Raw genomic sequence first — 13,210 nt, forward strand, 5'->3', positions numbered from 1 at the left:
GCTCTCGCACTGCGTTCGGATCCTGCCTGCATGACCAGTCACATGTCCACCGGCGACTGTACACGATGAGCGATGGATGCCGGACCACCCGGCGCTCCCCCGGGACGGATCGCGATACGGTGACCACGGCAGCGCCCCGCGGTGGCGCACCCCCACGCATCCCTTCCCCCGACCGGATCGGCCCGGGCCGCACGGCCCGCAGTCGATCCTCCCTGGAGCGCACATGACCCGCATCGCCTTCCTCGACGTCGACGGCACGATCCTCGAGCACGGCTCCGTGATCGCCCCCTCGACCGCGACGGCGATCCGCCGCGCGCGCGAGAACGGCCACCTCGTGTGGCTCTCGACCGGGCGGTCGGCGGGCGACATCCATCCCGACGTGCTCGCGATCGGCTTCGACGGAGCCATCACGAACGGGGGCGCCTACGCGATGCGCGACGATGAGCTCATCGTGGAACGCCCGATGCCGCGGAACGACGTCGAGGCCCTCGAACGCTACTTCGAGGCCCACGGCATCCACTACTTCCTCCAGACCCACGGCGGGGTATATGCCAGCGACGGCATGGGGCCGGTCATGATGGAATACCGACGCGAGCGTCACGCGCAGCGCGCCGCCGAGCTCGAGGCCCAGGGCCTGCCGGCCGAGCAGCCGCTGTGGCGCGAACCGCGCCCCGTGTCGGACGTCGACCGTGACGCGGTCGCGAAGGCCGTGTTCGTCAGCCCCTCGACCGACACCGTCGCCCACGCTGCCGCGGCGCTCGGCGACGGGTTCCACGTCATCCCGGGGTCGATTCCCCTGCCCGGCGGGTCGAACGGCGAGATCGGGCAGGCCGGGGTGACCAAGGGCTCCGCGATCACGTCCGTCCTCGCCCAGCTGGGCCTGTCGGCCGCGGATGCCATCGGCATCGGCGACAGCTGGAACGACGTCGAGATGTTCGAGGTCGTCGGCACGCCGGTCGCGATGGGCAACGCGGTGCCGGAGCTGCAGCGCCTCGCGGGTCGCGTCACCACCGCCGTGCTCGACGACGGGGTCCATAACGCGTTCGCCGAGCTCGGCCTGATCTGAGGCCCGCGCGGGTCCCCGAGCCCGTCGAAGGGACCGGCTCCGCAGCCCCGGTCCCCGAGCCCGTCGGAGGGACCAGACTCCGCGTCAGTCCAAGAAGATGTCCGGGTACATCGCCTCATCCGGCGTCCCGGGCACCGCGGCGTAGCCGGAGAAGTCGGTGACCCCGGCGGCGAGAAGCACGTCCTCGACGATGAGCGTCTGCCCGCTCCGCTCGCGCGCCGGCGCGGTCAACACCTCGTACGCGGCATCCGCGTAGATCTCGGGTGTCCTCGACACGCGCATGAGACGGTCCCCGCCGATGACGTTCTGCACGGCGGCGGTCGCGATCGTCGTGCGCGGCCAGAGGGTGTTCGCGGCGATCCCGTCGCCGGCGAACTCGGAGGCGAGGCCCAGCGTCGCCATCGTCATGCCGAACTTCGCGAGGCTGTACCCCGTGTGCGCGCCCAGCCACTTCGCCGAGACGTTCAGGGGCGGCGACAGCGAGAGGATATGCGGGTTCTCGGCCTGCTTCAGCTGCGGGATCGCCGCGCGCGAAAGCAGGAAGGTGCCGCGCACGTTGACGTCCTGCATGAGGTCGTACTTCTTCGTCGCGAGCTCGAGCGAGCCCGAGAGGTCGATCACGCTGGCGTTGTTGACGACGATGTCGATGCCGCCGAACTCCCCCACCGTGCGTATCACGGCTTCGGTGATGGATGCCTCGTCCCGCACGTCGCCGACGATGGGCAGCGCGCGACCGCCCGCCGCGCGGATCGCCTCGGCGGCGGTGTGCACGGTCCCCTCGAGCTTCGGGTGCGGGGTGTCGGTCTTGGCGAGCATCGCGATGTTCGCTCCGTCGCGGGCCGCGCGCAGCGCGATCGCGAGGCCGATGCCGCGGCTGCCGCCCGACATGAGGATGGTCTTTCCGGAGAGCGTCACGAGCGTCCTTTCGCGGAGGCGGCGGCGAACGCGGCGACCCGCGCCCGCGCCTCGGGGGTGTCGAAGGCCGCGCCGATCGTGGCGGCTTCGTCGTCGAGGTTCTCGGCGAACGTCCGCGCCGCGCCCACTCGCACGAGACGCGTCGCCTGCCCGAAGGCGGCGGTCGCGCCGTCGAGCCAGGAGCGGGCGATCTGCTCGACCCGCGACGCGAGGTCGGCGGATGCCACGACCTCGGCGACGAGGCCCCAGTCCTGGGCCTCCGCGGCATCCAGCATCCGGTCCTGCAGCAGCAGCTGCAGCGCGCGGCGCTGCCCGATCGCCGCGGGCAGAAGCGTGGAGACGCCGAGGTCGGGGGTGAGGCCGATGTTGGCGTAGCGGCTGACGAAGCGCGCGTTCTCGCTCGCGACGACGTAATCGGCCGTGAGCATGAGGCCGAGGCCGCCGCCCGCGACGGCGCCCTGCACGGCCGCGACCATCGGCAGCGGCGCCTCGGCGAAGGTGCGGATGCCGTCGTGGATGGCCCGGGCGGTCTCGGTCACCTCGGCGCCGGAGGATCCGCTCGTCGACATCGCGACCACGTCGCCGCCGGCGCAGAACGCGGGGCCGCTGGCATCCAGGATCACCGCCCCGACCGACGCGTCGGAGGTGACCTCGTGCGCGACCTCGCGCCAGCGGCGGGCCATGGGGAAGTCCATCGCGTTCAGCGAGGCGGGGCGGTCGAAGGTGACCCGGGCGAGCCCGCCCTCGACGTGGAGCAGGATGCCGTCGGTCATTTCGGAGCCATCCGGATCGCGCCGTCGAGGCGGATCGTCTCGCCGTTGAGGTAGCCGTTGTCGACGATCGCGAGGACGAGTCGCGCGTACTCGTCGGGGGCGCCGAGGCGCGAGGGGTAGGGCACCTGCTGACCGAGCGAATCCTGCGCGGCCTGCGGCAGCCCCTTCAACATCGGGGTCTCCATGATGCCCGGCGCGATGGTGCACACCCGGATGCCGTGGCGCGCGAGCTCCCGGGCGATCGGCAACGTCATCGCGTGCACGCCGCCCTTGCTCGCCGAGTACGCCGGCTGGCCGATCTGGCCGTCGAACGCGGCGACGCTCGCGGTGCTGACGATGACGCCCCGGTCACCCCCCTCGGTCGGATCGGTCTTCGCCATGACGGCGGAGGCCTGCGCGATGACGTTGTAGGTGCCGAGGAGGTTGACGCGGATGACGCGCTCGAAGTCGGCGAGCGACGAGGGCGCTCCGTCGCGGTCGAGCACCTTCGCGGGAGGGGCGATCCCGGCGCAGTTCACGACCACGCGGAGCGGGCCGGCCTCGGCCGCCCGGGCTGCGGCCGCGGCGATCTGTTCCGGGTCGGTGACATCGGCCGCGGCGAAGGCGCCTTCCAGCTCGTCCGCGATCTCGGCGCCGGACGACGAGGGCAGGTCGACGATGGTGACGTGCGCGCCGGCACCTGCGAGGCGTCGCGCGGTGGCGAGACCCAAGCCCGAGGCACCGCCGGTGACGAGGGCGGAGGCTCCTGAGACATCCATGCGTTCTCCTTCGAAAGCTGAAACCGGGTCCCACCCTAGCCGAGACTCAGGATCGCCTGAGCCCCCACCACCGCCGGCGCTGGACGGTGCCGGTCTGCGTCCGGATCGCCGCGGTCGAGGTGCCGTCGACGAGCAGGATCACGTCTTCGGCCTTCCAGCCGTAGTCGCTCTTCAGGCAGGTGCTGACCGTCGACAGCGGGTCGGGGATCGTCAGCTCCACGCCGCGCGGAACCTCGAGCGCTCGAGGGTCGAGGCCGCGAGCCGCCTGTCGGAGTTGACCGACGAGTTCGTGCACGCGATCCGCGCCGTACGCCGCGACGGCCAGCTCCCAGTCTCCGACGACGACGAGCGAGCCGTTGGGGCACTCGACCTCCTTCTCGTGTGCGTGTGCACCGAAACGCAGGCGGATGACGGCCGCCCCGCACAGAACCACCGCCGCGGCGCCCAGCACCGTCGCCGGGGCGTAGGAGAAGCCCACGAGGTAGATGAGCGAGTCCCATCCCGCGACAGCTCCGACGACGACCCGGACGACGCAGTAGACGGCGAACACCGCCGTCGTCACGGCGATGAGTCGCACCGGCGCGAACGGGTCGATGTCGGCACGGAACGCGGCGATGGCGCAGGCCCCGCACGCGAGTGCGAGCGCGAGGGCCTTGACGGCGAGCGATCCGGGCAGCGGCACGATCGCGGTGACGATCGCCACCAGCAGCGCCAGGGCGACGACGGCCGCCGAGGTGCGCCGGGCGCTGCGGCCGTCGAGGACGCTCACCGCGACGAGCAGGAGCGACGGCGCGAGCACCATCGCCACGTCCCCCAGGACGAGGCTCAGGATGCCACCGCCCGCCGCGTAGATGAAGTACATCGCGCTCGATCCGACGGCGCACACTCCGGCGACGGCGGCGAAGCGCAGGAAGAGCGTGGTGCGGCCCGGGGTTCCGATGCGCGGCATCGCGACGAAGAACACGACCGTCGCGACGGCCGCGCTCACCGCCACCAATCCCAGCGCGAGCTCCACGTTGCGCACCTCCCCCCTCCTCATTCTGCCTCGCCGCATCGACGGCGTCCGCGACGCGCCGTGCGGGTGCGGCGGCCCGCCATCGGGTCGCCTCGCGGCCACGGCGCGTCCATCCGCGACGAGCGCGAAGCTAGGCTCGACGAGTGAACGCCCCCGCCTTCCACCTCGAGTCCGTCGACGTCGACGACCCTCGTGCCGTGTACCTGCGTGGCATCCTCGACGACGATCTCGACGAGCGGTACCGCGAGGCCGACGCCGACGACACCCCCGAGTTCGCCGCGAAGCGGACCGCCGCGCTGGCCGTGCATCGCGAGCAGATCGTTGCGACACTGCTCGCGATCGACGCCGACGACAGCCCGATCGGCCACGTGATGCTGCGGCGCCTCGGCGACGAGTGGGAACTCAAGCGCCTGATCGTGCGCGACACCGCCCGTCGGCGCGGCGTCGGGAGAGCACTGACCGCCCAGGTCGTCGACCTCGCCCGCCGCGGCGGCGCGTCCCGCGTGATCCTGCAGAGCGGCAGGATGCAACCCGAGTCGCTGCGCATGTACGCCGCGTCGGGCTTCACCCCCATCCCGGTGTACGAGCCCTACATCGAGACGATGCCGCGCTCGCTGTGCTTCGAGTACGTGTTCTGACCCGCAGACCCTCCGCCCGCGCGCGACGAGTGTCCACGACACGCCGCCTCGACTCCGCGGGGCACGGCGTTTCCTGGACACTCGACGGGGCAGGGTCGTTACGTCCCCACCACACGGAACGCCCCCGTCGCCACCGCCACCCCGAGCGCCGCAGCGACGAGCAGCGCCGCTGAACCGACGGCGACGGCATCCCGAGCCGAGAGGGTCGAGGGCCGCGCCCACGTGCGCGCGACGTCGGCGCCGAATCCCCGGGCCTCCATCGCCGTGGCGAGCTTCGTTCCGCGGCGCACCGCGAACACCAGCAGCACGAAGGCCATCGAGAAGAACCGCCGCAGCGCGCCGCGATCGCCCACGCCGCGCGCGCGACGGGCGAGGGCCATCGTTCGCCAGTCGTCGACGAACAGCCCCACCGTGCGCGCTCCCGCGAGCACGCCGAGCACGAAGCGACTCGGCAGTTTCGCCACCTGCGCGAGCGCATCGGCGAGTTCCGTGGGGTCGGTGCGGGCGAAGAGCAGGATCATCGGCAGCGCCAGCACGATCACGCGCACTAGCACCGCGACGCTGAGGGCGATCGACCCGTCGCTCACCGTGGCGAAGAGGAAGGTGCCGTAGACGGTCCCCTCGGGTCGGGCGTAGAGGAGCATGCTGATCGCCGCGACGGGGGCGAACACCAGCACGGGCACGAGCCGCCGGAGCACCACCGCGTACGACAGTCCGGTCAGCGGTACGCACAGCAGTTCGAGCACGAGGGCGGTACTCGCGCTCACCGCGTCGAGGGTGACCAGCAGCGGCACGGCCAGCACCAGCGCGACGAGCACCTTGGCGACCGGGTTGACCCCGTCGAGCCAGACGGCGCGTGGATGCGTCGGCATCCCGACCTCCGCCGCACTGATCGGGGCGCTCCCGCCGCTCACGCGACATCCCCCATGACCACGCGGTGCTGGCCCAGATGACGCACCACGTCGGCGTCGTGCGTGACGGCGACGACCGTGCGCCCGCGCGCGATCTCGCGCTGCAGCAGCGCGACGAGCTCGGTCCACCCCCGGCGGTCCTGGCCGAACGTCGGCTCGTCGAGCACGATGACCTCGGGCGAGGCCGCGAGAACGGTCGCCACCGACAGACGGCGCTTCTGCCCGCCCGACAGCGTGAAGGGGTTGGCGAGGGCGAGGGATGCCAGGTCCAACCGCTCGAGCAACTCGTCGACGATCGCGTCGACCTCCGCGGCCGACCGCTTGAGCGCACGCGGGGCGACGGCGAGTTCGTCGCGCAGGGTCGAGGCGAGGAACTGGTGCTCGGGCTCCTGGAAGACCGTGCCGATGCGCGTCAGCAGCTCCGTCGACCGCCAGCGCGACGGCCGCGTGATCCCGCGGGCGGCGAGGGATGCCGCGGCGGTCACCTCACCGTCGAGTTCGGGCAGCAGGCCCGCGAGCGTCAGCGCGAGCGTCGACTTCCCGGCGCCGTTGGGCCCCGTGACGACGGTGCCCGCGCCGGAGGGGATCGCGACCTCGAGCCCGGATGCCACGACCGCGCGCTTCTCGCGCCCGATCGACAGCGCCCGCGTCGACAGCACGGCATTTTCCCCTCCCCCCGCGGCGGGAAGCACGGGCAGGTCGACCGGGCGCCCCGGTACCCACACCCCCGCGGCGGCGAGGGCATCGCCGTGCTCGGCGAAGACGCGGTCGGGCGGACCGTCGGCCAGCACGCCGCCGCCCGGGGCGAGCACCACCACGCGCGTCATGAGGTCCGCCCACACGGCGGTGCGGTGCTCGATGAGCACGAGGGTCGTCCCCTCGCTCTCGACCACCCGCTCGACGGCGGTGCGCACCTCGGCGACGCCCACCGGATCGAGGTTGGCCGTGGGCTCGTCGAGCAGCAGCAGCCCCGGGCGCATCGCGAGCACGCCGGCCAGGGCGAGACGCTGCTTCTGCCCGCCCGAGAGCGCCTTGGTCGGGCGGTCGAGGGGAACGGCGAGCCCGACGGATGCCACGGCCTCGGCGACCCGCGCCCGGATCTCGGCCGCGGGCACACCCAGGTTCTCGCAGCCGAAGGCGACGTCGTCACCGACCTTCGACAGGACGATGCCCGACTCGGGGTCCTGCAGGACGAGGCCGATGCGGCCGCGCTGGGCCTCGGGCGCCTGTCCGTCGACGACGATGCGACCGGTCGCCTCACCCTCGTCGCTGCCGCCGAGGAGCCCCGCGAGGCCGGCGAGGAGAGTCGATTTGCCGGCGCCCGAGGCACCGAGCAGCAGCACCCGCTCCCCCGGTTCGATGCGCAGGTCGACCCCGCGCGTCGCGGGCAGCCGGCGACCGGCGTAGCGCCAGCCCCACCCCTCGACGTCGACGCGTGCGGGATGCGCCATCAGACGTCGCGGCGTGCTTCCCGCCCCGCGGCGAATCGGCTCAGGGCGCCCGTGGCCGCGAGCGCGCGCACGAGGAACCAGCCCACCACTCCCGCCAGCACGGCGCCCGAGACCACGAGCGTGCCGAGGTAGATGAGGTTGAACTCGAGCGACTTGACGATGTTCGGCGTCAGGAACAGCTCCAGCACCCACGCGCCGATCCCCGCGCCGGCGCCGGCGAGCATCGCGACCGGGAGCGTGAAGCGCAGGTAGAGGAAGGCGAGGAAGATCAGCTCCGCGCCGAGGCCCTGCGCGAGACCCGAGAAGATCGTGGTGATGCCCCAGACGTTGCCGATGAGGGCCGAGACGATCGCCGCGATCAGCTCGACGAGCAGCGCGGCACCGGGCTTGCGGATGATGAGGCCACCGACGACGCCGCCGAGGAGCCAGATGCCCACGGCGATCCCGCCGAGGCCGGGGGTCACGGCATCCATGGCTCCGAACCAGATGCCGCCGACGGTGTTCCACCCCCAGAACACCAGGCCGATCGCGACGCCGAGGACGGCGGCGACGACGATGTCGACGACCCGCCAACGGAAACGGTCGGGGGTGAGCGCGGCCGTCCGGGGGGCCGTGCGGGCAGACGTGGACGTGTGCATGTGATCTCCTCCCTGCGCCGGCATGATCCGGATCAGGTTCGACGGTCGAAGCGTGGATTCGCTTCCTCTCAGCCCGGCTCACCGGACTCCCGTGGTTGTGCTGAAGAGTATAGACAGGCGGCCGGGGTAGCGTGGGCGGGTGCACGAGCAGATCCCGGCCACGAGGCGCGCACCGCGCGATCCGGCCGAGTCGTCGCTCGAGAGCCCGACGGATGCCGAGAGCCCGGCGGGCGCCGACGTCACGGACGCTCCGGCGAACGCTGACGCCGCGACCGCCTCGGAACCCGCACCGGCGCCGTCCGTTCCGGGAGCCGACCCGGCGCCGTCCGTTCCGGGAGCCGACCCGGCGCCGGCAGTCCCGGGAGTCGCCCCGGCGCCGGACGCGCCGACGACCATGCCCGCCCCTGCGCCGACGGCTGCTGCTCCGACGTCCGCCGACGCCCCCGTCCTGCTCGGAGCCCTGTCGTGGGTCGATCCGGGCGAGGCGTCGGCGCCGCGTCCGTCGCCGACCTTCGTCGTGTCGGGCGCGACGAGTCGACAGGCCGACCTGCTCTCCGGCGCGCGTCGCCGACGACTCCGGCCCGCCACGGTCGTGCCCCCGGTGCTGCTCGTGCTCATGCTCGCCGCGTACGTCGCCACGACCCTGCTGTGGCCGCTGAACGCCGTGCAGCCCACGACCCGCGCGGTCGCGGTCGAGCCCGCGGCGGCGCCCGCGGCGCAACCGGCGTGGCCCGCCGACGGAGAGGCGGCGATCGCGATCGACGGCGTGCCCGGCACCCTGTCGTCGGCGGCGAGCGCGCCCGAGTCGATCGCGAGCATCACGAAGGTGGTCACCGCGCTCGTGGTGCTCGACCGCCTGCCCCTGGCACCCGGCGAGCAGGGCAAGACGTACGCCTTCACCCAGGCCGACAGCGCCGACTACTGGCAGTACCGCGCCCGCGGCGAATCCTCCCTCGACGTGCCCGTCGACGGAAGCCTCACGCAGCTGCAGATGCTGCAGGGCATGCTGATCGCCTCGGCGAACAACTACGCCCAGCGCCTGGCATCCGATCTCTTCGGTACGGATGCCGCGTTCTCGGCCGCCGCGAACACCTACCTCACCGAGCGGGGCATCGACGGCATCACGATCGTCAACCCCACGGGCATCGAAGCGGGGAACACCGCGACGCCCGCGGCCCTCATCGCGCTCGCCGAACGGGCCCTGGCCAACCCCGTGATCGCGGAGATCGTGCGCACCCCGGAGTTGACCCTGCCGGGTGCGGGCACCTTCAAGAACGGCAATGCGCTCCTGGGCGATCCCGGCGTGGTGGGGGTCAAGACCGGCACCCTCGATGCGTGGAACCTCCTGACCGCGAAAGACATCACGGTCGCCGGGACGACGGTCCGGGCTTACGCGGCGGTGCTCGGCCAGCCCGGACCCGACACGCGCAACCAGGCCACTCGCGACCTCTTCACGCGCCTCGAGGAGGAGCTGCAGCCGAGCCCGTCCGTGACCGCGGGAACCGTCGTCGGCAAGGTCGAGACGCTCTGGAGCGACGACATCGATCTGGTCACCGCCGACGACGCGACCGTGGTGCTGTGGAACGGCGCCAGCGCGCAGACCTCCACGCGCTTCGATCTCGGCGAAGCACGCGACGAGGGCGAGACGGTCGGGGCCTTCACGGCGACCGGGCCGGTCGACGCGTCCACCGTCGACGTGCGACTCGCGGCGGAGATCGAGCCGCCGAGCCCGTGGTGGCGTCTGACCCATCCGCTCGACCTGTTCGGGGTGAACGACTGACCCATGCAGTTCTCTGTGGATGCCGAATCGCCCACCCCGCCGTACGAGCAGGTGCGGGCGCAGGTGATCGCCGCGATCGATGACGGTTCCCTCGTCGCGGGGACGCGCCTGCCGCCGGTCCGCACCCTCGCCGCCGAGCTGGGCCTCGCCGCCAACACCGTCGCCCGGGCGTACCGCGAGCTCGAGGAGGCCGGGTACGTCGAGACCCGCGGTCGCGCCGGCACGATCGTCCGCGGCGGCGACGCGGCGACGACGCGCGCCGCTCAGGCGGCGAAGACGTACGCCGATACAGTCCGGGGTCTGGGCGTCTCGCCGACGGACGCGGTGGCTCTGGTGCGCGCGGCCCTCGGCGCGGGGTGAGGGCGCGGGGTTTCGTCGCGGCGATGGGGTGGTCGGCGGTTGCGCATCCGGGCGGCGCTCGGTGGGCGACGGAGCCGTCGCCGGTCGCGTGAGGAGCGGCGATGCCACGGTCGGGAGCTCGGTGGGCGGTCCGTCCGGGCTGCGATGCGGTAGACGGCCGAGGAAGCCGGGCAGCGACCCCTCCTCCCCAACCCAGCGCTCGAGCGATCTATCCACAGAAGAGCCTCTTGACCTGGGGTAATGTCGGAGGTTCCCGGTAGCATGCACACATGCACGATGAGACCTCCCCCTCGACCTCGGACGGGCCGGCGCGGCCCCTGTCCGCGGTGCTCGACGAGGTCGTGCGAGCAGGAAAGAGCCTGGCGGCCGCCGAAGTCGCCCGCACCCGCGCCCTCGCCGAAGCCGGGCACCTCGCCCTCGACGTGATGGCCGGCCAGCGCGCCTCGTCGCGTGCGGCCGATTTGGCGCTGCGCGAGATCGCGTCGGAACTCGCCGCGGCCGAGAGCCTCTCCGATCGGTCGCTCCAGCGTCAGATCATCCGCGCGATGACCCTGGTCGACGACTATCCCGCGACCCTCGCCGCATGGGAGGCGGGCCTCCTCCGTCGCACCCACGCGCACGTCATCGCCGACGTCGGCGGCGAGATCCCGCCCGACACGCGAAGCGAGCTCGACAGGCTCGCCGTCGCACTTGCACCCGGGCTCAGCCCCGGCCGGCTCCGCTCCCGCCTGGCCGTGCTGGCGGAGCAGCTTCACTCCACGACCCTCACCGAACGTCACGCGCGCGGGTGAGAGACCCGCGGCGTACGCGTCGTCATGGGGGACGACGGCATGTCCGATCTCATCGCCACCCTTCCCACGGTCCTCGCCGTCGGCATCCATGACCGACTGACTCAGCAGGCCCGCGCCGTCATCGATCATCGCGATGCGGGTACCGCCCCCGTGCCGACCGCTCCCGCCGACGAGCGCACCACCGCGCAGCTGCGCGCCGACATCCTCGCCGATCTCCTCCTCACGGCGGCCCCCGAGGTCGACCCCACCCGCGGGGATGACGGCCCGGGAACCCTCGGCGCCATTCGCGCGCGCGTGCAGGTGGTGGTGCCCGCACTCAGCATCCTCGACCCCGGCACCGAGAACGCCGATCCTGCTCACTTGGTCGGGCACGGACCCGTCGACGCGCACACCGCCCGCACGCTCGCGGAGTCCACAGCCACCCCGTGGGACCGCGTCCTCACCCACCCCGTCACCGGCGCCGTGCTCCACACGGACACATATCACCGCACGTCTGCGATCGACCGCCACCTCCGGGCGCGTGACCGGCACTGCCGGTGGCCCGGCTGCATCGTGCCCGCCGCCCGCTGCGAGGTCGACCACACCGTCGACCATGCTCTGGGCGGCCCCACCGCCGTCGCCAATCTCGCCCATCTGTGCCAGCGCCATCACACGCAGAAACAGTTCACGCGCTGGAAAGTGCGACAACTCCCCGGCGGAGTCCTCGAGTGGACCTCGCCGACCGGCCGTACGTACACCGACGAACCGTTGCCCTATTCCCCCGCGGTCCGTTTCCTTCCCGACGACCTCGCGCCACCCGATCCGGATGAGGCTCCCGCGCCGTTCTGACGGCCACCTCCCGCAACCGTCCCACCGTCGGCCGGTTCGACGAACGCGCCCGCGAGCGTCCTGATCGCTGCTTCCCTCACGCCGCGCTCATCCCCTGCCGCGGCACGGAGACGCACGCCACGACCTCGACGCACCACACCCCGCCGCCCACACGCACCATCCGACACCACCCCGTTGTCGGGCCTGCAGAAAGCCCACGCCCCACCATCCGACCTCGCCCCCGTCGCCCGACATCGCAATGGCCCCCACCCGGCGACTCGACACCACACCCGGTTCGCCCTCGCGGCTCCGACATCGCTCACCGTCGCGTCCTCCGCTCCCGCGGAGCCCCGCCCCCGGCGCACCGACGGCGTAACCTGCGTCCATGCCCCTCGCCCTCGTCACCGGCGCCGCGCGCGCGAACAGCATCGCCGCCGGGATCATCCCGCGCCTGCACGCCGACGGGTGGGACGTCGTGACCAGCGAGATCGATTCCGGCGACTATCCGTGCGACCTCGCCGACTCCGCGGCACCCACGCAGCTCGTCGAGCGCGTCTCGGGCGAACGCGGGCCGATCCACGCCCTCGTCCTCAGCCACGCGCACGGCGTCGAGTCCGGCATCCTCGACACCACGGCAGAGAGCTTCGACCGCCACGTCGCCGTCAACGCGCGCGCGACCCTCCTGATGATCGCCGCGTTCGCCCGGCAGGTGGACGACACGGGAGGGGCGATCGTCGCGTTCACCAGCGACCACACCACCGGCAATCTCCCCTACGGCGCCTCGAAAGGCGCGCTCGACCGCATCGTCATCTCGGCCGCGCGCGAGCTCGGACCCCGCGGCATCTCCGCCAACGTCGTCAATCCGGGGCCGATCGACACCGGCTGGATGGACGACGAGACCCGCGACGGCCTGGCCGGGTACCACCCGCTCGGGCGCTTCGGCACTCCCCGCGACATCGCCGCCGTGACGGCGTTCCTGCTGTCCGACGCCGGCCGGTGGGTCAGCGGGCAGCTTTTGCACACCGACGGCGGGTTCTCCGCCCGGTTCTGAACCCCGCGCACCGCAGCGCGCAGGAGGGTCCGCGCTCGCAACAGCGCCGGCGAACCCGCACGCGGGCACCCCCGCTGCACGAGTGGTGCAGCACACACCGGGAGGCGACCCGCGCGGCGCGAGCGGCGCAGCACATACCGCCATGCGACCCCCGCTGCACGATCGGCGCCGCACACACCGGGAGGCGACCCGCGGCGCAACGGGCGTCAGCGCGCGCGAGCAGCCGGCACCGACCACCCACCACGACCGACCGCGC

The 13,210-nt window shown here is 72.7% G+C and carries 13 protein-coding genes, 1 pseudogene and 1 riboswitch; of the genes and pseudogenes, 7 read left to right on the forward strand and 7 right to left on the reverse strand.

Annotated features, from left to right (window positions below):
* Positions 1–223: 223 nt before the first annotated feature.
* Positions 224–1,066, forward strand: a complete 843-nt coding sequence (locus AB0N80_RS01090) for a Cof-type HAD-IIB family hydrolase (protein ID WP_363577044.1) — start codon at positions 224–226, stop codon at positions 1,064–1,066.
* A gap of 84 nt (positions 1,067–1,150) precedes the next feature.
* Here the strand turns inward: AB0N80_RS01090 and AB0N80_RS01095 are convergent, their stop codons facing one another.
* Genes AB0N80_RS01095 through AB0N80_RS01110 form a run of 4 tightly spaced genes read right to left on the reverse strand, consistent with a single transcriptional unit; the run spans position 1,151 to position 4,527 of the window.
* A complete protein-coding gene (locus tag AB0N80_RS01095; RefSeq protein WP_315994356.1) occupies positions 1,151–1,981 on the reverse strand; it encodes an NAD(P)-dependent oxidoreductase in 831 nt (276 codons plus the stop codon).
* Positions 1,978–2,754, reverse strand: a complete 777-nt coding sequence (locus AB0N80_RS01100; RefSeq protein WP_315994355.1) for an enoyl-CoA hydratase/isomerase family protein — start codon at positions 2,752–2,754, stop codon at positions 1,978–1,980. The genes AB0N80_RS01095 and AB0N80_RS01100 overlap by 4 nt, the downstream gene beginning before the upstream one ends.
* Positions 2,751–3,512 carry an SDR family NAD(P)-dependent oxidoreductase gene (locus AB0N80_RS01105; RefSeq protein ID WP_315994354.1) on the reverse strand — a complete coding sequence of 254 codons (762 nt, stop codon included), beginning with the start codon at positions 3,510–3,512 and terminating at the stop codon, positions 2,751–2,753. Before AB0N80_RS01105 ends, AB0N80_RS01100 begins: the two co-directional genes overlap by 4 nt.
* Positions 3,513–3,558: 46 nt before the next feature.
* Positions 3,559–4,527: a hypothetical protein gene (locus AB0N80_RS01110; protein ID WP_363577046.1), complete on the reverse strand. Its 969-nt coding sequence runs from the start codon at positions 4,525–4,527 to the stop codon at positions 3,559–3,561.
* Between the two features lie 143 nt (positions 4,528–4,670).
* Between AB0N80_RS01110 and AB0N80_RS01115 the strand changes: the two genes are divergently transcribed.
* Positions 4,671–5,165 carry a GNAT family N-acetyltransferase gene (locus AB0N80_RS01115; protein ID WP_363577048.1) on the forward strand — a complete coding sequence of 165 codons (495 nt, stop codon included), beginning with the start codon at positions 4,671–4,673 and terminating at the stop codon, positions 5,163–5,165.
* A 98-nt stretch (positions 5,166–5,263) separates the two neighbouring features.
* Here the strand turns inward: AB0N80_RS01115 and AB0N80_RS01120 are convergent, their stop codons facing one another.
* From AB0N80_RS01120 to AB0N80_RS01130, 3 genes are all read right to left on the reverse strand, one after another.
* A complete protein-coding gene (locus tag AB0N80_RS01120) occupies positions 5,264–6,037 on the reverse strand; it encodes an energy-coupling factor transporter transmembrane component T (RefSeq protein WP_363578164.1) in 774 nt (257 codons plus the stop codon).
* 38 nt (positions 6,038–6,075) lie between these two features.
* Positions 6,076–7,527: an ABC transporter ATP-binding protein gene (locus AB0N80_RS01125; protein ID WP_363577050.1), complete on the reverse strand. Its 1,452-nt coding sequence runs from the start codon at positions 7,525–7,527 to the stop codon at positions 6,076–6,078.
* Positions 7,527–8,165: an ECF transporter S component gene (locus AB0N80_RS01130; protein ID WP_363577052.1), complete on the reverse strand. Its 639-nt coding sequence runs from the start codon at positions 8,163–8,165 to the stop codon at positions 7,527–7,529. The genes AB0N80_RS01125 and AB0N80_RS01130 overlap by 1 nt, the downstream gene beginning before the upstream one ends.
* Positions 8,158–8,268: riboswitch (TPP riboswitch) on the reverse strand. (Overlaps the previous gene by 8 nt.)
* 36 nt (positions 8,269–8,304) lie before the next feature.
* Here AB0N80_RS01130 and AB0N80_RS01135 point away from each other — a divergent pair.
* From AB0N80_RS01135 to AB0N80_RS01155, 5 genes and pseudogenes are all read left to right on the forward strand, one after another.
* Entirely contained in the window at positions 8,305–9,945 is a 1,641-nt protein-coding gene (locus tag AB0N80_RS01135) for a D-alanyl-D-alanine carboxypeptidase (protein WP_363577054.1), read from the forward strand.
* A 3-nt stretch (positions 9,946–9,948) separates the two neighbouring features.
* Positions 9,949–10,305: a GntR family transcriptional regulator gene (locus AB0N80_RS01140; RefSeq protein ID WP_363577056.1), complete on the forward strand. Its 357-nt coding sequence runs from the start codon at positions 9,949–9,951 to the stop codon at positions 10,303–10,305.
* A gap of 269 nt (positions 10,306–10,574) precedes the next feature.
* The gene (locus AB0N80_RS01145; RefSeq protein WP_363577058.1) at positions 10,575–11,096 is read left to right on the forward strand and encodes a hypothetical protein; all 522 of its coding nucleotides are present in this window, start codon (positions 10,575–10,577) and stop codon (positions 11,094–11,096) included.
* Between the two features lie 15 nt (positions 11,097–11,111).
* A pseudogene (locus AB0N80_RS01150) lies at positions 11,112–11,924 on the forward strand (HNH endonuclease); the annotation flags it as partial.
* 364 nt (positions 11,925–12,288) lie between these two features.
* Positions 12,289–12,954: an SDR family oxidoreductase gene (locus AB0N80_RS01155; RefSeq protein WP_363577060.1), complete on the forward strand. Its 666-nt coding sequence runs from the start codon at positions 12,289–12,291 to the stop codon at positions 12,952–12,954.
* Positions 12,955–13,210 lie beyond the last annotated feature (256 nt).

Origin of the sequence: Microbacterium sp. NPDC089188, assembly GCF_040685155.1 — a bacterium.
Taxonomy (GTDB): Bacteria; Actinomycetota; Actinomycetes; order Actinomycetales; family Microbacteriaceae; genus Microbacterium; species Microbacterium galbum.